The sequence below is a fragment of the Rodentibacter heidelbergensis genome (genome assembly GCF_002000125.1).
In the GTDB taxonomy this organism is placed as follows: domain Bacteria; phylum Pseudomonadota; class Gammaproteobacteria; order Enterobacterales; family Pasteurellaceae; genus Rodentibacter; species Rodentibacter heidelbergensis.
On sequence record NZ_MLHH01000003.1, the window covers coordinates 17,471 to 36,343 of the forward strand.

At 41.8% G+C, this 18,873-nt stretch carries 17 protein-coding genes; 13 read left to right on the forward strand and 4 right to left on the reverse strand.

Going from position 1 to position 18,873, the window contains the following annotated elements:
- Positions 1–52: 52 nt before the first annotated feature.
- From purE to BKK48_RS00695, 12 genes are all read left to right on the forward strand, one after another.
- Complete coding sequence (gene purE / locus BKK48_RS00640) at positions 53–550, forward strand: 5-(carboxyamino)imidazole ribonucleotide mutase (protein ID WP_077426299.1); 498 nt, start codon at positions 53–55, stop codon at positions 548–550.
- A gap of 249 nt (positions 551–799) precedes the next feature.
- A complete protein-coding gene (gene purK, locus BKK48_RS00645) occupies positions 800–1,888 on the forward strand; it encodes a 5-(carboxyamino)imidazole ribonucleotide synthase (protein ID WP_077426300.1) in 1,089 nt (362 codons plus the stop codon).
- A gap of 139 nt (positions 1,889–2,027) precedes the next feature.
- On the forward strand, positions 2,028–3,218 hold the full coding sequence (locus tag BKK48_RS00650; RefSeq protein WP_077426492.1) for an amino acid aminotransferase: 1,191 nt from the start codon (positions 2,028–2,030) through the stop codon (positions 3,216–3,218).
- A 203-nt stretch (positions 3,219–3,421) separates the two neighbouring features.
- Positions 3,422–4,321 carry an urea transporter gene (locus tag BKK48_RS00655; RefSeq protein WP_077426301.1) on the forward strand — a complete coding sequence of 300 codons (900 nt, stop codon included), beginning with the start codon at positions 3,422–3,424 and terminating at the stop codon, positions 4,319–4,321.
- A 20-nt stretch (positions 4,322–4,341) separates the two neighbouring features.
- The gene (ureA, locus tag BKK48_RS00660) at positions 4,342–4,644 is read left to right on the forward strand and encodes an urease subunit gamma (protein WP_077426302.1); all 303 of its coding nucleotides are present in this window, start codon (positions 4,342–4,344) and stop codon (positions 4,642–4,644) included.
- Positions 4,645–4,823: 179 nt separating this feature from the next.
- Positions 4,824–5,129 carry an urease subunit beta gene (ureB, locus tag BKK48_RS00665; protein ID WP_077415908.1) on the forward strand — a complete coding sequence of 102 codons (306 nt, stop codon included), beginning with the start codon at positions 4,824–4,826 and terminating at the stop codon, positions 5,127–5,129.
- 14 nt (positions 5,130–5,143) lie between these two features.
- Positions 5,144–6,862, forward strand: a complete 1,719-nt coding sequence (gene ureC, locus BKK48_RS00670; RefSeq protein WP_077426303.1) for an urease subunit alpha — start codon at positions 5,144–5,146, stop codon at positions 6,860–6,862.
- Between the two features lie 166 nt (positions 6,863–7,028).
- Positions 7,029–7,895: a DNA damage-inducible protein D gene (gene dinD, locus BKK48_RS00675; protein ID WP_077426304.1), complete on the forward strand. Its 867-nt coding sequence runs from the start codon at positions 7,029–7,031 to the stop codon at positions 7,893–7,895.
- Positions 7,882–8,439 (forward strand): urease accessory protein UreE, encoded by a 558-nt coding sequence (ureE, locus tag BKK48_RS00680; RefSeq protein ID WP_077426305.1) that lies wholly within the window; start codon positions 7,882–7,884, stop codon positions 8,437–8,439. Before dinD ends, ureE begins: the two co-directional genes overlap by 14 nt.
- A complete protein-coding gene (locus BKK48_RS00685) occupies positions 8,424–9,131 on the forward strand; it encodes an urease accessory protein UreF (RefSeq protein ID WP_077426306.1) in 708 nt (235 codons plus the stop codon). The genes ureE and BKK48_RS00685 overlap by 16 nt, the downstream gene beginning before the upstream one ends.
- Positions 9,132–9,276: 145 nt before the next feature.
- Complete coding sequence (gene ureG, locus BKK48_RS00690) at positions 9,277–9,912, forward strand: urease accessory protein UreG (RefSeq protein WP_077426307.1); 636 nt, start codon at positions 9,277–9,279, stop codon at positions 9,910–9,912.
- A 131-nt stretch (positions 9,913–10,043) separates the two neighbouring features.
- A complete protein-coding gene (locus BKK48_RS00695; protein ID WP_077426308.1) occupies positions 10,044–10,865 on the forward strand; it encodes an urease accessory protein UreD in 822 nt (273 codons plus the stop codon).
- Positions 10,866–10,891: 26 nt separating this feature from the next.
- Here BKK48_RS00695 and cdd read toward each other — a convergent pair whose 3' ends face one another.
- Positions 10,892–11,770, reverse strand: a complete 879-nt coding sequence (cdd, locus tag BKK48_RS00700) for a cytidine deaminase (protein WP_077426309.1) — start codon at positions 11,768–11,770, stop codon at positions 10,892–10,894.
- A 289-nt stretch (positions 11,771–12,059) separates the two neighbouring features.
- Between cdd and BKK48_RS00705 the strand changes: the two genes are divergently transcribed.
- Positions 12,060–12,548 carry a Dps family protein gene (locus BKK48_RS00705; RefSeq protein ID WP_077426310.1) on the forward strand — a complete coding sequence of 163 codons (489 nt, stop codon included), beginning with the start codon at positions 12,060–12,062 and terminating at the stop codon, positions 12,546–12,548.
- Between the two features lie 49 nt (positions 12,549–12,597).
- Here BKK48_RS00705 and grxB read toward each other — a convergent pair whose 3' ends face one another.
- From grxB to recB, 3 genes are read right to left on the reverse strand one after another with little or no spacing between them, the layout of a single operon-like run.
- Entirely contained in the window at positions 12,598–13,245 is a 648-nt protein-coding gene (gene grxB, locus BKK48_RS00710; protein ID WP_077426311.1) for a glutaredoxin 2, read from the reverse strand.
- Between the two features lies 1 nt (position 13,246).
- Entirely contained in the window at positions 13,247–15,187 is a 1,941-nt protein-coding gene (gene recD / locus BKK48_RS00715) for an exodeoxyribonuclease V subunit alpha (protein ID WP_077426312.1), read from the reverse strand.
- Positions 15,187–18,816, reverse strand: a complete 3,630-nt coding sequence (gene recB, locus BKK48_RS00720) for an exodeoxyribonuclease V subunit beta (RefSeq protein WP_077426313.1) — start codon at positions 18,814–18,816, stop codon at positions 15,187–15,189. Before recB ends, recD begins: the two co-directional genes overlap by 1 nt.
- Positions 18,817–18,873: the final 57 nt, after the last annotated feature.

Sequence of the window (18,873 nt, forward strand, 5' to 3'; positions counted from 1 at the left end):
GTTGAATTATGCTATTCTACGCACCGTTTTTAATTTCATTCAAGAGTAAAAAATGTCTGTAACACAAGCACAAATTGCCATTGTGATGGGCTCCAAAAGTGATTGGGCAACCATGCAAGAAAGCACACAAATTTTAGATGAACTCAATGTGCCTTACCATGTTGAAATTGTTTCTGCCCACCGCACCCCTGATAAACTTTTCACCTTTGCTGAAAATGCACAGAAAAACGGTTATAAAGTAATTATTGCCGGCGCAGGCGGTGCGGCACATTTACCGGGCATGATCGCCGCAAAAACCCTTGTTCCCGTGCTCGGTGTGCCGGTGAAAAGCTCAATGCTAAGTGGTGTGGATAGCCTTCATTCTATTGTGCAAATGCCAAAAGGCATTCCTGTGGGCACCCTTGCTATCGGCCCTGCCGGTGCAGCCAATGCGGCATTACTTGCAGCACAAATGTTGGCAACTTGGGATCAGGATTTACTTTCCCGTTTACAGGCTTTCCGTAAAAAACAAACGCAAGCCGTATTGGATAATCCCGATCCGCGCGTATAAAACGCAAGAAAACTTGACCGCACTTCTAATAAGGTTCGGCATTATGTAGCGGTTTTACAAATCTGATTTTGGACTTTCTCGTAGGGACACACTGCGTGTGTCCGCTATATTAAAATACATTTGATTTCATAACGGACACACGCAGTGTGTCCCTACATTTTGCTGAAACGCCTGTTTTTGTGCATTTTTTACATAATGCCAATAATAAAGTGCGGTTGTTTTTTCGATTATTTTTTGATGAGAAATAAAATGCAACAATCCTCTCTCTACCCAAGGGTTTATGTACTCGGCAATGGTCAATTAGGCAGAATGCTCCGTTATGCCGGTGCGCCTTTAGATATTCAAGTAGAACCTTTAGCTTTCAATGCCCCTGTTTTTGATTTACCAAAAGATGCGGTGATCACCGCAGAAATCGAACGTTGGGAAAATACCCCCCTCACTGAATTACTCGGTAATCACTCGAATTTTGTCAATCAAAGCATTTTTGGCTTATTGGCAGATCGTTTCACCCAGAAATCTCTTTTAGATGAATTAGGGCTTTCCACCTCCCCTTGGTGCTTGTTAGAAAACAAAACGCAATGGCAAAGCCTATTCCAAAATGTGGGTGAAAAAGTGGTGGTGAAACGCCGTACCGGTGGTTATGACGGACGAGGCCAATGGATCATCACCAAGGAAAACCCAAACGAAATCAGCGACGATTTATTCGGTGAAGTGATTGCGGAAAAATTTATTCCTTTTGATAGTGAAGTTTCGCTGGTAGGCGCCCGTTTCAAAAATGGTGAAAAACGCTTTTACCCTGTCACACACAATCTTCAACAAAATGGTATCTTGCGTTATAGCGTAATGGATAGCGCTTTCCCACAACAAGCCACCCAACAGCTTCAGGCAGAAGAAATGTTGGGAAAAATTATGGATAGGCTCAATTATGTGGGCGTGATGGCGATGGAATGTTTTGTGGTAGGCGATAAACTGCTGATCAATGAACTGGCCCCACGAGTACATAACAGTGGGCATTGGACACAGCTTGGTTGTTCCATTAGCCAATTTGAATTACATTTGCGTGCGTTGTTGGATTTGCCTACCCCTGATTTGGAAACCTTTGCGCCGAGTGTGATGGTGAATTTAATTGGTACCGAACATCAGCCACAGTGGCTAAATCTAGCATTTACACAACTTCATTGGTATGGCAAAGAAGTTCGCCCCGGGCGGAAAGTCGGTCATATTAATCTTTCTCACCCGGATAAAGCGATTATCATTCAGCAACTGGAAAAACTTCGTCATCGCTTACCGGAAGATTATCAATCCGGTTTAGATTGGACGCTCGCAAAATTAAAATAAATTCATTTTTAACCGCACTTTTTGATGTCATTTTCAAAATAAAAAAGTGCGGTTTATTTTTATGGTGTTTTTACTTGCTAAACCTCAAGGGTTGCAGTATAAAACGATTGATTTCATCCCACACAAAGAGGAAAACACTATGTTCGAAAATATCAAAACGGCCCCTGCCGATCCTATTCTTGGCTTAGGCGAAGCATTCAAATCCGAAACCCGTGCGAATAAAATCAACCTTGGCATCGGCGTCTATAAAGATGCACAAGGTGCGACACCGATTATGCGTGCGGTCAAAGAAGCAGAAAAACGCTTACTGGAGAAAGAAAACACCAAAAATTACCTCACCATTGACGGTATCGCAGAGTATAACCGCTTAACCCAAGTGCTGCTTTTTGGTGCAAACAGTGATGTGGTGAAACAACAACGTGCCAGAACCGTGCAAAGCCTCGGTGGAACCGGTGCATTACGCATTGCAGCGGAATTTATCAAACGTCAAACTAAAGCACAGAATGTGTGGATCAGCACACCAACTTGGCCAAACCATAATGCAATTTTCAATGCGGTGGGGATGACCATTCGTGAATACCGCTACTATGATGCAGAAAATAAAAAGCTTGATTGGGACAATTTAATCGCTGATCTCAGCCACGCCAACGAAGGGGATGTGGTGCTTCTTCACGGTTGCTGCCACAACCCGACCGGTATCGACCCAACGCCGGAACAATGGAAACAACTGGCGGATCTTTCTGCTAAAAATGGCTGGCTACCTTTATTTGATTTTGCCTACCAAGGTTTAGCAAACGGCTTAGATGAAGATGCCCTTGGCTTACGCACCTTTGCCCAAAATCACAAAGAATTGCTTGTCGCCAGCTCTTTCTCTAAAAACTTCGGTTTATATAATGAACGGGTAGGTGCTTTCACCTTAGTGGCGGAAAATTCAGAAATTGCTTCAACCGCATTAACTCAAGTGAAATCCATTATCCGTACCCTCTACTCTAACCCGGCCTCTCACGGTGCGGCAACAGTGACACAAGTATTAAGCGATCCGCAACTTCGCCAATCTTGGGATGATGAACTCACCGAAATGCGTGAAAGAATTAAAAAAATGCGTCATTTATTTGTACAATTATTGAAAGAATTTGGCGCAGAACAGGATTTTAGTTTTATCATTGAACAAAACGGTATGTTTTCTTTCAGTGGATTAACCGCAGAACAAGTGGATCGTTTAAAAGACGAATTTGCAATTTATGCAGTGCGTTCAGGTCGCATTAATGTGGCTGGCATTACTGAAGACAATATTCGTTATTTATGTGAAAGCATTGTAAAAGTGCTTTAATTTGCCTCCAAGTCAAAGGTGCATCGCCGTGCACCTTTGACATTTAATTAACCCCATCACATTTGGATAAAATTTAAAATAAATCAGATATTTTAAATAACATATAAATCCATTGCACCTTGTTAAGAAATAATTAATTAAAACTTCAATTTTTGTTAAATCTCTTTTAAATTATCGGCTTCTTATTTTTGAAAGTATTTTTTATGCGATTTATCAAAATTTCCCTTGTGGGTATCGGACAAATTTTTTTACAAGAAAATGGCTTATCGGGACTGATGATCTGCATCGCCATGTTTTTCAGCCACTGGACCTTGGGCGTAGGTTGTTTATTGGGTTCAATCATCGGCACATTAACTGCCATTAAACTTCATTATCCCAAAGAAGAAATCAAACAAGGCTTATACGGTTTCAACGCCAGCCTTGCTTTTATGTGCACCATGTTCACCTTTGGGTTAAATGGCGTTTCAATTCTTATCTTCTTATTGGGCATTATGAATGCGATTATCGCTACTTTGGTGATGCGGGAATTTACCAAAAGAAATTGGGTGGCCTATACTTTCCCTTTTGTTCTCACCTGTTGGATTTTTTGCTGGGGCATCGCACAAATTGGCTTATTTGGTTTGTGGCAAACCACACCGGCACTCGCCGATCACACTGCGACCCTAGAATCCATCAAACAACCCTTTTATGCTTGGGCAGAAGTAAACTTTGGCGGAAGCCTCATTACCGGAATTTTGCTATTTATTGCGATAGCCATCAGCTCACCAACCGTGGCCATTTGGGGAATGGCCGCCACGATTATCAGTTCTGCTTTGGCTGATTATCTGTTTGATATCGAACCCAATGAACTGGCAAACGGCATTTATAGTTTCTCTGCTATTTTGGTTGCCTGTGCCTTTTCCGGTAAACGTTTCCGAGATTTTGTTTATGTCATTATTGGCATTACACTTTCTATTTTTATCCAATTTGGCGTGGCAAAAACGGGCTTAGCGCCTTATACTATCGGCTTTATTGTGGCGGCTTGGCTAGTACTATGGATTAAAAGCAAAGTCGATCACCACAAAGTCAGCGCAGAAAAATTCAGTAATTTATTTAATCCATAATAAGAGAAAAGAAGGTCACTATGCATTTAACATCAAGAGAACAAGAAAAGCTGATGCTTTTTCTTGCCGGTGAGCTTGCAGCAAAACGCAAAGCCCGTGGAGTAAAATTAAACTATCCGGAATCCATCGCCTACATTGCCAGCCATTTACAAGAAGCGGCTCGTGATGGCATGACGGTCGCAGAAGTGATGGAATATGGCGCAACCCTTTTAACCATCGATGATGTGATGGAAGGCATCCCTGAAATGGTAGATGAAGTACAAATTGAAGCCACCTTTCCTGACGGCACAAAACTGGTGACAGTACATAACCCGATTAGATAACAACAACTAATCCCCTCTTTCATAAAGAGAGATTAGGAGAGATAACTGCTCTCCTTCTTTCGTAAAGAGGGGTTATGGGAGATGGCAGATCCCCCTCTTTCGTAAAGAGGGGTTAGGGGAGATTTAGTCCCTCCTTTCAAAAAACATTCAATACAATATTTAAATAAGGATTTAATCAAATGATCCCAGGTGAATATAAATTAGCAAACGGTGATATTCACGCCAATGTTGGGCGAAAAACCGTGAAAATTGATGTGGTGAATAAAGGCGATCGTCCTATTCAGGTCGGCTCTCATTATCACTTTTTTGAAACCAATAATGCCCTTGAATTTGACCGCACTTTAGCACGAGGTATGCGTTTAAACGTACCCTCAGGCAATGCGGTGCGTTTTGAACCCGGTGAGGCGAAAACCGTGGAATTAGTCGCATTTGGCGGAAACAATATAATTTATGGTTTCCATAACAAAATTGACGGCAAATTATAAAGGAGTAACCAACAATGGCATTAACCATTCCAAGATCTCAATATGTTGCCACATTCGGCCCTACTGTTGGCGATAGCGTGCGTTTAGGTGATACTGATTTATGGGCAACCATTGAAAAAGATTTACTCACGAAAGGTGATGAATGTAAGTTTGGGGGCGGAAAAAGTGTGCGTGACGGCATGGCGCAATCAGGCACCGCAACCCGTGATGATCCTAATGTATTAGATTTTGTTATTACTAATGTGATGATTATTGATGCCAAACTTGGCATTATCAAAGCAGATATCGGTATTCGTGACGGACGTATTGTGGGAATTGGTCAGGCGGGTAACCCTGATACAATGGATGGCGTTACCCCAAATATGATCATCGGTGTGAGTACTGAAGTGCATAATGGCGCTAATTTAATCGCTACCGCAGGCGGAATTGATACACATATCCATTTTATCTGCCCACAGCAAGCCCAACACGCCCTTGAAAATGGCACGACCACTTTGATTGGCGGCGGAACAGGCCCAGCAGATGGTACGCACGCTACCACCTGTACACCGGGTGCATGGAATTTACAACGCATGTTCCAAGCCGCAGAGGCATTACCGGTCAATGTGGGCTTTTTTGGTAAAGGTAACTGCTCCACCCTTGAACCCTTAAGAGAACAAATTCGTGCCGGTGCACTGGGTTTAAAAATTCATGAAGACTGGGGAGCCACACCGGCGGTGATTGATGCCGCATTAAAGGTTGCCGATGAAATGGATGTGCAAGTGGCAATCCATACAGACACCCTCAACGAAAGTGGTTTCTTAGAAGATACCATGAAAGCCATAAACGGACGTGTTATCCATACCTTCCATACAGAAGGCGCAGGCGGTGGACACGCCCCTGATATTATTAAAGCCGCGATGTATTTCAATGTCCTTCCGGCCTCGACCAATCCAACCCGTCCGTTTACCGTCAACACCATTGACGAACATTTGGATATGTTGATGGTTTGCCACCATCTAGATAAACGTGTACCGGAAGATGTTGCCTTTGCCGACAGCCGTATCCGTCCTGAAACCATTGCCGCAGAAGATATTTTGCATGATATCGGTGTGTTTTCCATTATGAGTTCCGACTCGCAAGCCATGGGGCGTATTGGTGAAGTCGTGACTCGCACTTGGCAAACGGCAGATAAAATGAAAGCACAACGGGGGGAATTAGGCAGCGAGGGCAATGATAACTTTCGCATAAAACGCTATATCGCCAAATATACGATCAACCCGGCTATTGCTCATGGTATCGCGGATCATGTTGGTTCATTAGAAGTGGGTAAAATTGCCGATATCGTGTTATGGAAACCCATGTTTTTTGGTGTGAAACCTGAAACCGTCATCAAAAAAGGCGTGATCAGTTATGCCAAAATGGGCGACCCAAATGCCTCGATTCCAACGCCACAACCGGTATTCTATCGCCCAATGTTCGGTAACCAAGGTAAAGCGACTGCTAAAACCGCTGTTGTTTTTATCTCTGAGGCCGCTAAACAAGCAGATATTCAAAGGCAATATGGCTTAGAAAAAGAGCTAATTACGGTGAAAGGTTGTCGTAATATTGGCAAAAAAGATTTGGTTCATAATGATGCCACCCCTGAAATCACTGTTGATCCCGAACGTTACGAAGTACGGGTAAATGGTGAACTTATCACCTGTGAACCGGCAGAAAAAGTGCCCTTGGCGCAGCGATATTTTATGTTCTAACACCACCTCAGCGCCAAAAGGGCTGAAACGGTCGGTAACCAAGGGTAACTTGTTACCCTTGGTAGAAAGTTTGTGACCTCACTCGAGAAAACAAAAGTTTTTTCTGATTTTGAATATCACTTTTTATTACGATGTTGCATTGTTTTACATTTAAAGAGGAATAAACATGGATCCGCAATTACAGTTATTACAATCAACATTAGAAAGTCTTGTACAACGGTTAGATCAACATATCGAGTTTTGGTATGCCAGAGATTTACAGCCCTACCTCGGATACACTCGTTGGGAAAATTTTAAAGTGGCAATTCATCGAGCCATAGATTCTTGCGAAGCCAGTGGCTATAAGGCTTCAGATCATTTTCGTGGCGTCACGAAAATGATCGATATTGGCAAAGGTGGGCAGAGAAAAGTTGAAGATTTTATGCTTACACGTTATGCCTGCTATTTAATTGCTCAAAATGGTGATCCAAGAAAACCTGAAATTGCTTTTGCACAAAGCTATTTTGCGGTGCAAACCAGAAAACAGGAATTGATTGAAGAGAGAATGCAGCTGTATGCTCGTTTAGAGGCCCGTGAACGATTAAGAGAATCCGAAAAAATCCTTTCACAAATTCTTTATGAACGAGGTGTTGATGATGCCGGATTTGGTCGTATTCGTTCAAAAGGCGATTATGCCCTTTTTGGCGGATTTTCCACTCAAGCAATGAAAGAAAAATATGAAATGCCGAAAGGCAGGGCATTAGCCGATTTCTTACCAACACTCACCATTGCCGCCAAGCAACTTGCGACAGAGATGACAAATCACAATACGCAGCAAGCTAATTTACAAGGTGAAAATGAGATTACGATTGAACATGTACAAAACAATAAAACCATTCGGGAAATGCTTGGACAGCGAGGTATAAAACCTGAAGCGTTACCTGCTGAACCTGATTTACAAAAACTAGAGCGAAAAGTAAAACGAACAGAAAAACAATTAGCCGAAAAAGTTAAAACATTACCTAAAATAGAAGACAGAAATGAAAATCCTTAACCCAATCCTCCCTATCATGGAAAATATTTTGGGAAATTTAACCGCACTTCGTGAGGCGGGTAAAATAACCCATCAAAAAATAGATTATGTTTCGCTGCAATGGTACGAAAGCGAACGCAATATTCTACGAAAAACCACCCACAGTGGGCGTGAGGTGGCATTTCGTTTGCTCAAAGAAGGACAACGTTTAAAACATGATGATGTGGTGTTTATCAGCGATGAATTGGTGATCGCCATTGAAATTTTGCCAAGCGAAGTGATTGTGCTTTCACCAAAAACCCTACCGGAAATGGCTCGAGCCTGTTATGAAATCGGCAACAAACATTCACCGCTTTTTTTAGATGGCGATGAGGTCACACTGCCTTATGACAAACCAATGTTCGAATGGTTACAAGCCGCCGGTTTTCATCCGCAAAAAGCTGAGCGCCGTTTAAGCCAAGCGTTGCGAGCCAATTCCGCACAAGGACATTCACACAGCCATTCACATAGTCATGATCATCACGGCTATCATCACCATGGAGATGGGAATTGGCACCAACATTAAACCGCTCTTTAGCTGATTTAGGCGCTCTGCTTCACTTGGTCGATCCCACTTTGCCCATTGGCGGATTTAATCATTCCAACGGTTTGGAAACTTTCGTCCAACAAGGCATTGTCGAAAGTAAAATAACCCTTGAAGACTATGTGCAAACCCAGCTGTTACAAAACTGGATCTACAATGATGGGGCCTATCTTTCCCTTGCTTTTGATGCGATGGAAAATCACGATTTCGAGCGTTTATGCGAATTGGATTGGACGCTTTCCGCCACCAAAATAGCGCGTGAAAGTCGCGAAGGGAGCTTTAAATTGGGCGTGCGGTTGCTGAAAATTTTCATTCGCTATGAAAACCACCCGATGCTCACCACTTATCAGCAAGCCATCACTGAAAAACGAGTTCAAGGCTACTTCCCCATCGTATTTGCTATGGTCGCTCAAGCTATGGGGCTAAGCAAGGCCGATACACTCTATGCTTTTTATTACAATTCGGCGGTGGGAGCGATCACCAATGGCGTAAAACTCATCCCATTAAGCCAAATGGATGGACAGGATATTTTATTCCGCTTACGTCAGCCATTACAAAAAGCAGTAGCATTAAGCCTATCGCCTGATTCCGATTGGCTTGGGGCAGCAACACTTGCCAATGATATTCGGGCTATGCAACACGAACAGCTTTATACAAGGCTTTATATGTCCTAAAACTATCTTCTTGGGAGGAGATAAACGGAAACTGCATTAGGCAATTTTCGTCATAAAGGGAAAGTGCGGTCATTTTTCAAAAAGATTTTGTTATCCCCTCTTCCTGTCAATGGGAGTGAAAAACGATTAGAAAAAGGAAAGAACAATGCGTAACTATATTAAAATCGGTGTGGCCGGCCCTGTTGGGGCAGGTAAAACAGCGTTAATTGAAAAACTTACTCGTGAAATCGCCAGCAAATACAGTGTGGCAGTCATCACCAATGATATTTACACGCAAGAAGATGCAGAATTTTTAACAAAAAATAGCCTGCTCCCACCCGAGCGGATTATGGGGGTGGAAACGGGCGGTTGTCCACACACCGCCATTCGTGAAGATGCCTCAATGAACTTGGAGGCTGTCGATGAAATGGTGGCGCGTTTTCCTGATGTGGAAATCGTTTTTATCGAATCGGGCGGCGATAATCTCTCCGCCACCTTCAGTCCGGATTTAGCGGATGTCACCATTTTCGTGATTGATGTGGCGCAAGGCGAAAAAATTCCACGCAAAGGCGGCCCGGGGATTACTCGTTCAGATTTATTGGTGATTAATAAAACCGACCTAGCTCCATTTGTAGGGGCCGATTTAAGCGTGATGGAACGCGATGCCCGCCGTATGCGCAATGGTCAGCCTTTCATTTTTACTAACCTTATGAAAAAAGAAAATTTAGAGGGCGTGATCGGTTGGATTGAGAAATATGCCTTACTAAAAAACATAGAAGAACCAAAAGCATTAGTGAGATAAAAAACAAATCTCCTCTTTAGCAAAGAGGGGCAAAGGGAGATTTGGCAGAGGAAAATCGACCTCATAAGTCATTTAATATTGAAATTAAATTTCCACCTCTCCCTTTTGAAAAAGATCCTAAGACCTAAACAATGAACAGTAAACTCAGACTTTCCACCAAACTTTCCCCAACAGGCAAAACCCAACTTGCCGACTATTTTGCTACCCCGCCTTTTAAAGTGATGGTGTTGCCTCATTATTCGGGCATTTGGTCGGAAGGATTAAATGCCATGCAAATGTCCTCCTCGCCCGGTGTACTGGCAGGCGATCGCTTGGATATTCAAATTTCACTGGCAAAATCCACCGCACTTTCACTGCATACACAGGCTTTCACCCGTGTGCAAGCGATGAATGAAAATGAAAGTGCCGAACAGAGCACACAAATTCATTTGGCAGAAGGAAGCCGTTTATTCTATTTGCCACATCCCTTAGTGCTACATAAAGACGCCGCATTCAAACAGAAAACCCTCATTGAAATGCAGCCAAACAGCGAGTTAATTTACGGTGAGATTGTTGCCATTGGGCGAGTCTTAAATGATGAACGCTTTGCTTTCCGCCAATTTTCATCTCATTTGAATATTTATGGCTTGCAACATGAGGGCAAAAAATATCCCCTTTTGTCAGATTGTATTCAATGGTACCCCACAACAATGAACCTTACCGCATTGAGCCAAATGGAAAACTATTCCCATCAGGGATCATTAATCTATCTAAATCGAGGGAAAAGTGCGGTCGAATTTAAAGGGATTTTACAGCGCATTCACATCCATATTGCAGAGGAAAAAACTATGCTGGTTGGGGCTTCCCTTTTAAATTGCGATGGGATTATCGTGCGGGTTTTGGGACACCGTGCCGAACCTATTCAAAATCTGTTTCATCAGCTTGCCCGCTATTTCCAAGAGGAAAATCAATAAAACGGGCAGATTGCACTGCCCTACTTTTATCGCACGATATATTCTAAAACAGGCAAATTCAGCTCTCGTAACAGTTGCTCTGTCATAGATTTATGGCTTAATTTTGTCGGTTTTTCCACCATCACAATCCGATCAATATCCGTTAATTTTTTGTTATTTAAATAGGCAAAATTCAATGCGGTTTGTAATGCCGGTAAACTAGGATTAAAGGCGGCATTTTCCGCATATCGTCCGGTAATGATTTCGCCATTTTTGAACAGTATTGCGATGCCGTGTGGGCTTTCAGAATAAGGACAATGGGATTGGTTTGCCGCTAAAATCCCTTGATTAATCAATTCATCCGCATGATCGGCAATCAAATTATGCGATTCTTTTGCTAATAAATGCGCAGTAATATCAAGATCTTTTGGCCCAAAAGAATTGGGTAAATAATGATGTAGAGATTGATTTAAAGCTTCAGGCAAATGAATTTTTAACTTATCTGCCCCTTGCAATTCATTCATAAATTGGCGGCAATGGCCACAGGGTGTGTAATTTACCACCATATGCGCAATGCGACTTTCCCCCCGTAACCAAGCATGGCTAATCGCACTTTGTTCGGCATGAATCGTTTGTTGAATCTCTACCTTAGCAAATTCTTGATTGGCGCCGAAATAAAAATCCCCTTTTTGCCCAATGGCGATAGCGCCAACGTTAAAATGGGAAATATCCGTATGGCTATAACAAGCAGCGACAGGAAGGAGGTACAAAGCCAATTGTGGGGGATCGAATGTAAAATCTGCACAGAGCTGTTCAACTTGCTGAGCACTCAAAAAGCCTGCCCAATTCCCTGCTTCTAATGTGTTGAGAATCGCCCGGTTCAAAGGATCATTTTGTGGTAATGCCTGTTTGATTAATGCTTGCATTGCTTCTCCTTTAAAAATACTTAAAAATTTAACCGCACTTATTGTAGCTCAAAACCTATCTCATCCCTCGCTTATTTATAGCATTTGTGAGAAGGATCACAGTTTAGAAAATGTTTTTTGTTACTTCATCATTAAAGATTGATAAACATTAATTTTGATATATAAAACCTATCAGTTCTATCTTAGAAAAGTGGGTTTATTCCCTACTTTTATTGTGTATAATAGCCGCACTTTGAAGCAAAGTGGCTTTCGCTCCAAAAATTCATTCATCATATAGAAGGAAAAGACTATGTCAAAAACATCAATTGGATTAGATACTCAACAATCTGCAGAATTAGCAAACAAATTAAACGAGTTACTCGCTAGCTATCAAGTTTTCTATACGAATGTGCGTGGTTATCACTGGAATATTAAAGGGGTAAATTTCTTTGAATTACATGCAAAATTCGAGGAAATTTACACTGATTTAATCACTAAAATCGATGAACTCGCAGAGCGTATCCTCACCTTAGGTCATACGCCTAACAATGCTTACAGCCAATATTTAAAAGTTTCCCGTATTCAAGAAGATATCGCGGTAAGCGGTGCGCAAGAATGTTTATCCGGCACCCTATCCGGTTTAAAAGTGTTACTTGAGCAACAACGTGAAATCCTTGCCCTTGCAGGTGATGCCGATGATGAAGGCACAGCTTCACAAATGAGTGATTACATCAAAGAGCAAGAAAAATTAGTGTGGATGTTCCAAGCTTCAGCGGCTTGCCAAAATTGCCATGCATAATTAAAAACGATAAAAAACAAAACCTGCCGATTGGCAGGTTTTTTGTTGATTAAATCGCCTTATCAAAATACAAATCCACACCACTTTGTTTAGACATTGTCTTTAAATAGGCGGCCACTTCCGCTGGGAATTGAATATCTCGTACACAGGTTAAATTACGTAGCATAGGGAAAACCATAATATCCTCCAAAGACAGCTTGCCGTTTAATGCTGAGGCGGATTTTATTAATTGCACAAGGCTTTCAAGATCTTGATGTAAACGAACAAGATAATTGCCTGTTTCATCTAAATTTTGTTGAAAATCCCCAATGGCTTCTGTTTTCTTCTTAATGAAATAATCCACCGCACTTTGGGTTTGAAATTCCGCCAGCGCCATTTTTACAAAACGTGGAATGAGCAAATGATTATAGTAACGCCCCACTGTTTTTACCCATTCCTCCACTTCAGGGCGAAGTTGCTCAGAAAGGATTTTTTCACCAAAATGCTCATCCACATAATGAACAATATCTAAACTTTCCGGCATTGCCGTGCCGTCTTCTTTGATTAAAATCGGGACGACCTTTTTCCCCACCAAACCGATTGGGGTGGCTTCATCATCATTGGCAAGCATAACGAGTTCAAAGGGCAGATTTTTTAACCCAAAGATCATTCTTGCTCGCACACAAAACGGACAATGATCATAAGCATATAATTTCATATTAATCTCCTATTTGAGTGAAATTCTCTAATAATTTACCTAAGCCACTTTGCCGTTTTACCGTTTGACGCACCGCTATTTTCCAGATTTTTTCATCGGCAAAAACATGAAGTGATTTTTTCGCACGGGTCACCCCGGTAAAGACCAATTCTCGGGAAAGCACCGGGTTCGGCTCTGTGGGTAATACCATAAAAGTATGATCAAATTCCGAACCTTGCGATTTATGAATCGTCATCATAAAGGCCGGTTCATGGGCAGGAATACGGCTACTTAGCACCTCACGATTACCAAACCACACTTTGCCCTTTGCCAAACACAAGCCGATATCCCCATTATATAAACGCACATTGTGATCGTTTTCAGTGATCATAATCGGCTTACCAAGATACCAATCTTGCTCATTTCTAAACCAAAGCAAATGCTCCCGCCGCAAAGCTAAAGCGATTTCTTTATTCAGATTCTCCACACCCAATGGACTGTTGCGAAGTGCGGTCAAAAATCGAATTGAATTAAAACGGGCTTGGATGACCTCTGCATAGGTTTTCCCTTCTTCATTCAATTGATGAAGCTCCACACCCTGCTGTTGTAACGCCCGCAATTCCATTAAATAGAGGCGATAATTTTCAACCGCACTTTTCACCACTTGTTGCACCCAGTCTGTTTCATTTTGTTCGCTCTCAAAGCGATTAAAATACAATTCTTGAGGAAAGGTGGAAAATAATCTAAGGCTTTCTTCCCCATGCCCACGTTGAATTTGTTCAGCCAATTTTCCAATACCCGAATCTTTATCAAACCGACGGCTGAAAGTGAGATGACATAAACTATCACGCATTGGATTAGCAACAGAGGTACTTGGCACAAGATAACCGGTGGTTTGGTGTAAATAATCTGCTTGCTCCTCACTATAAGGTGCTTCAACCCATTGCGCCAATTCGCCTAACACCGCTCCCGCTTCCACCGAAGCAAGCTGAGCTTGATCGCCTAATAAAATCAAACGGCTTTCCGGTTTTAAGGCATTAATCAATTTTGCCATTAAGGGAAGATCAATCATCGAGGTTTCATCCACCACGAGGACATCAAGTTGTAATGGATTTCTACTATTATAATGAGTGTGATCGTTGAAAGCATTCACCCCAAGCAAACGATGTAATGTTTCCGCTTTTTGCGGAATAGATTGCACTAATGCTTCGGATAATCCCATAGATTGTTGTAAAAAAAACAAAGCATTTTGAATGGACTCTTCCAATCGTGATGCCGCTTTACCGGTCGGGGCAACTAATTTAATGTGTAATCTATGCTGATAAAGTTCTTGTAACACGAGCAACAGCCTTGTTACCGTGGTGGTTTTTCCCGTACCGGGGCCGCCGGTAATCACTGTGAATGGACTTTTAATCGCAGTTGCCACCGCCACTTTTTGCCAATCAATTTCTGCCGATTTTTGAGGAAAATACAAGGCTAATTTTTCTTTAATTTCATCGGGAGAAAAGGCCAAAGTGCGGTGATTTTTTAAGGTGTTTTTAATATATTGTGCAACACGGTATTCATCTTGCCATATGCGGTAAAAATACAAGGCATTAAACTGAAACGCCATGGGGGCGATATGTGAAATCGGTTCTTGTGTAAAAGCAGGATGGCCTCGTAGGTGAGCTTGCCACTGTGCTACCGGTAAAAAATCGATTTTTTGATAAATTTCCCCCAAATAATCCACTTCTGTGGCACGATAGCCCAAACCGAATAAATTTCGTTCTAATGCTGTATCCAATTCCACACAGGTGTTCCCTTGTGCATAATGCCAACTACAAACTGCCGCCAGCAAAATGGCTAAATTTTTCGTGGCTTCAGGAAGCGTATCTGGCTGTTTATCTGCAATCAATTTGGCAAAATAATAATCGCCTAAACTGATGAGGTTATGCTTCTTCAATGCGTGTAAAATCCCCAACATTAAAACACCTCCTCTAATTCATTGATAAGCTGTACACTTGGACGATCAAAAAATACCCCTGATTGAGGGTCACCATTCATTCCCCTCAAGAAAAGATAAAAGACACCGCCGAAATCACGCTCGTAATCATAATGGCTATCCACGTTTTTTAAATAACGATGTAACGCCAAAGTATAAAGCAAATACTGCCAATCATAATGATGATGTAACATAGCTTTTTCTAACTGATGAGGTGCATAATCCGCCCAACTTTCCCCCAGAAAATTCGATTTATAATCCAACAAATAATACTTCCCCTGATGACGGAAAACCAAATCAATCGTCCCCCGTATCATGCCCTGAATATCTTCAAATTGCAGCAGTTCACTTGGTAAATGATGATGGGTTTGCAAGGCTTGATTAAAACCTGACACATCAAAATTGTCCCGAATGGATAAATAAAAAGCCATTTCTTTTATACAATCGGATTTTGCCAACGCTATGAGTTTGATCCCCGAAGAGGCAGATAAAGGCGTTTGCACGATTTGCTCAAACCAGTGCTGTAATGGGGTGATAAACGCCACATCCATCTGCAATTCTTGGCAAAGCTTTTCAAGGGCGACCTCATTCGCCAACCCGCTAAACTCATTTTTTTCGAAATAACGATGGAGCACGGTGCCTACTTGTGTCCCCCGAGGAAGCGCAGACATCATCGGTTCTTGTTCACGAGGAAATTCGCTTAATATTTCCGGAGAAGAGACCTCAGACGATGGACTGTCATAATCTTTTGCTTCATCAAAAACAACGCTTTTTTCAACCGCACTTTCATTGAAATACTGAATTCTGCGGTGCTTTTGTTCAATGCCGGTAAAACTGGTGATATGCCAATTTTGTTCAATATTCCCTTGAAATTTTGCCACAGAAAGCACCGTTTGTGATGAAGAAAAAGCCAGCGGAGGCAATGCAATGAATGATGTCGAAGGTTCAATAGTAACACTGGTTATATCTGGCACATTCGCTTTAAATTCATTAAGCAGCGAGTGGGCTGAATAGGTTTGTGACAGGGTTGAATTTTTGCCAATTTCGCCACGACTTAGCACATAAAGCAACGGGTTCCATTTTTTATCAAATTGTGTCGGTAAGACAAAGGCCATTTGATATTTCGCCCTGGTTAACGCCACATAAAGCAAACGCAATTCTTCGGCAAAGCTTTCCTCTGTTAATTTATCCAAATGGCGATTTTCCATATCCCATAACACCGCCTCTTTATCCTCTGAGTAATAGAGGTTAATTTGAGCGGATTGATTGGGATCACGGCTTGGTAACGCTAAAAACGGTAGCCAAACTAAATCATATTCCAACCCTTTGGATTTATGAATGGTGACAATTTTGACTAACTGACGCTCGCTTTCCAAACGAATCTGTGCCTCTTGTCTTCCCTCCCCTTGAATTTGTTTTTCAAACCAACTCAATAACGCCGCCTCACTATTATTTAGTGCAGAGGCTTGCTGTAAAATTTCCGCAAGGTGTAAAAAATCCGTTAAATCACGTTCACCGGTCGATAAACTTAACAAACGCTCAGCGATACCTTGTTCAAGTAAAAGTTGATGCAACATAGGTAAGATACCTTGTCGTTGCCAGGTTTGCTGATAGCCTGCAAAGCTATCCGCCCAGCGTTGCCAATCTTGTTCATTATGATGAATTTGGTGAATTTCAGCTGCCGTCAAACCGAAAAGTGCGGTAGCAATGGCATTTAAAATAGGGCGTTCTGCCACACTCAAACAGGCCTTTAGTACCAACACTAATTCTTTTGCGACACGACTATCAAACACGCTACTTTGATCGGAAAGAAACACCGAAGTAATGCCCCGTTGTTGTAATGCATTTTTCACTAGGGCGGCTTCATTTCTATCTCGCACCAATACGGCTATATTGGCTGCTTGTAAGGGTTGGCAATCCTTCTCCCCCTCGCCCTGAAAAACGGCCTGATTTTCAGCCGCACTTTTTAACCAATGTTGAATGGAAAGGGCACAAGTTTGGGCAAGGGCGGTTTTATCTATTTTACCCTCTTTTTCTTCTGTCAAATAAAAACGATAGGCAGGTTCCAATTCCCCTTTCAAATAAAACTGGCGATGATCTGTTCGGGCTGCAACCGATGTAAATCCAATATTGTCATAAATAAAAGGCGATTGAGGAAAATTGAATAATTGGTTTACCCCCTGTACAAGCCGTTGTTCGGAACGGTAATTTTTCATTAAATTAAAACGCTCATCGGCCTGCTTTGCTGCTTTCAGATAAGTAAAAATATCCGCACCACGGAAACGATAAATCGCCTGTTTAGGATCACCAATCATAATAAAACCGGTATGATTCCATTGATTATCTTGGTAAATCTTAGAAAAAATGCCATATTGCAGGGCATCGGTATCCTGAAATTCATCGATCATCGCAAAAGGATATTGAAAGCGGATCATTTCAGCCAGTTGAGCCCCCTGCTCATTGTGTAAGGCTTCATAAAGTAATCGCAATAAATCATCAAAGGACTTTTCCGGGTGATTATGTTTATATTCAAGCAGTTTTTGTTGAATACCTTGGCGATAGTGAAACAGGATCAGTTTTCGAAGTAAATCAGGGGAAATAGTTTGCTGAAATTCGCTCACGCCTTGATCCAATTTTTCTAAAATGGGGGATTGATTAGGCTGTTTTCCGGCTGCCGCATTGGCATTCACCGCAGATTGCGTGAAATATTTAACAATATCTTCGCTTAATGAATGGCTTGTTTTATTTTTTACCCAGTCCGCAACACGGGCATAATAACCGGGCAAATGATTCGATCGATATTTATTACCGTTTAATCGTTTATTTTGCAGTTCTTGTGCAATGAAATCCTTAATATCCACCTCATTTTCTTGCCATGTTTGTTTTAACTGTTCAATGATCTGATGCTGTTCCCTCACCTTTTCAAAAAGGCTTTCAAGGGGTAAGCTGAGTAGATGAGGGTCTTCCAACTCGGCCTCGAAATCTTTACCAAGATCATTTTTTATCAGAGCTAAGACACTCTCCGGTGATTTCAATGTTTGAGCAATAAAATTCGCCATTTCAAAAGGCTGCGGATAAAAATGCTCCCGCCAAAATTCATTGGCAAATTGTTTGAGTAAATCCGACTGGTCTTTCATTAATTCTAAATTAAAATGAACCCCGGAATGAAAGGCATACTGCATCAACATTCGGCGGCAAAAACCATGAATAGTAAAAATCGCAGCAAGATCCATATTTTGTTCTGCCAATTTTAATCGCTGAATGGCAAGGGGGATATCATCAATATGCTGAGAAAGTGTTGTCAGAAACTCATCATTTTTAAAGGCACTGTCCGATTGTGTTTCCTCATAAGCCGATAATTTTTGAATAGCATCGGTGATGCGTTCTCGGATTTTTTGCTTTAGCTCTTCTGTCGCCATTTCTGTAAAGGTTACCACCAAAATTTCTTCCACATTTAACGGGCGTGAAAAGTGATTTTCTCCTGCTTGTAACAAGAGGCGAAGATAAAGCGAACCAATCGTATAGGTTTTCCCTGTTCCGGCGGAGGCTTCGATCAAACTCACTTGACTCAAAGGCAATGAAACAGGATTAAGCGGTGTTGATGTTCTCATAGTTTCGCAAATGAAGAATAAAATATACGGCTATTTTAGGGGGGAATTATCCCTTTG

Excerpts from the sequence above, each read along its gene's own strand:
- purE (WP_077426299.1), top strand. The coding sequence starts at position 53 with ATGTCTGTAACACAAGCACAAATTGCCATTGTGATGGGCTCCAAAAGT.
- purK (WP_077426300.1), top strand. The coding sequence starts at position 800 with ATGCAACAATCCTCTCTCTACCCAAGGGTTTATGTACTCGGCAATGGT.
- BKK48_RS00650 (WP_077426492.1), top strand. The coding sequence starts at position 2,028 with ATGTTCGAAAATATCAAAACGGCCCCTGCCGATCCTATTCTTGGCTTA.
- BKK48_RS00655 (WP_077426301.1), top strand. The coding sequence starts at position 3,422 with ATGCGATTTATCAAAATTTCCCTTGTGGGTATCGGACAAATTTTTTTA.
- ureA (WP_077426302.1), top strand. The coding sequence starts at position 4,342 with ATGCATTTAACATCAAGAGAACAAGAAAAGCTGATGCTTTTTCTTGCC.
- ureB (WP_077415908.1), top strand. The coding sequence starts at position 4,824 with ATGATCCCAGGTGAATATAAATTAGCAAACGGTGATATTCACGCCAAT.
- ureC (WP_077426303.1), top strand. The coding sequence starts at position 5,144 with ATGGCATTAACCATTCCAAGATCTCAATATGTTGCCACATTCGGCCCT.
- dinD (WP_077426304.1), top strand. The coding sequence starts at position 7,029 with ATGGATCCGCAATTACAGTTATTACAATCAACATTAGAAAGTCTTGTA.
- ureE (WP_077426305.1), top strand. The coding sequence starts at position 7,882 with ATGAAAATCCTTAACCCAATCCTCCCTATCATGGAAAATATTTTGGGA.
- ureG (WP_077426307.1), top strand. The coding sequence starts at position 9,277 with ATGCGTAACTATATTAAAATCGGTGTGGCCGGCCCTGTTGGGGCAGGT.
- BKK48_RS00695 (WP_077426308.1), top strand. The coding sequence starts at position 10,044 with ATGAACAGTAAACTCAGACTTTCCACCAAACTTTCCCCAACAGGCAAA.
- cdd (WP_077426309.1), bottom strand. The coding sequence starts at position 11,770 with ATGCAAGCATTAATCAAACAGGCATTACCACAAAATGATCCTTTGAAC.
- BKK48_RS00705 (WP_077426310.1), top strand. The coding sequence starts at position 12,060 with ATGTCAAAAACATCAATTGGATTAGATACTCAACAATCTGCAGAATTA.
- grxB (WP_077426311.1), bottom strand. The coding sequence starts at position 13,245 with ATGAAATTATATGCTTATGATCATTGTCCGTTTTGTGTGCGAGCAAGA.
- recD (WP_077426312.1), bottom strand. The coding sequence starts at position 15,187 with ATGTTGGGGATTTTACACGCATTGAAGAAGCATAACCTCATCAGTTTA.
- recB (WP_077426313.1), bottom strand. The coding sequence starts at position 18,816 with ATGAGAACATCAACACCGCTTAATCCTGTTTCATTGCCTTTGAGTCAA.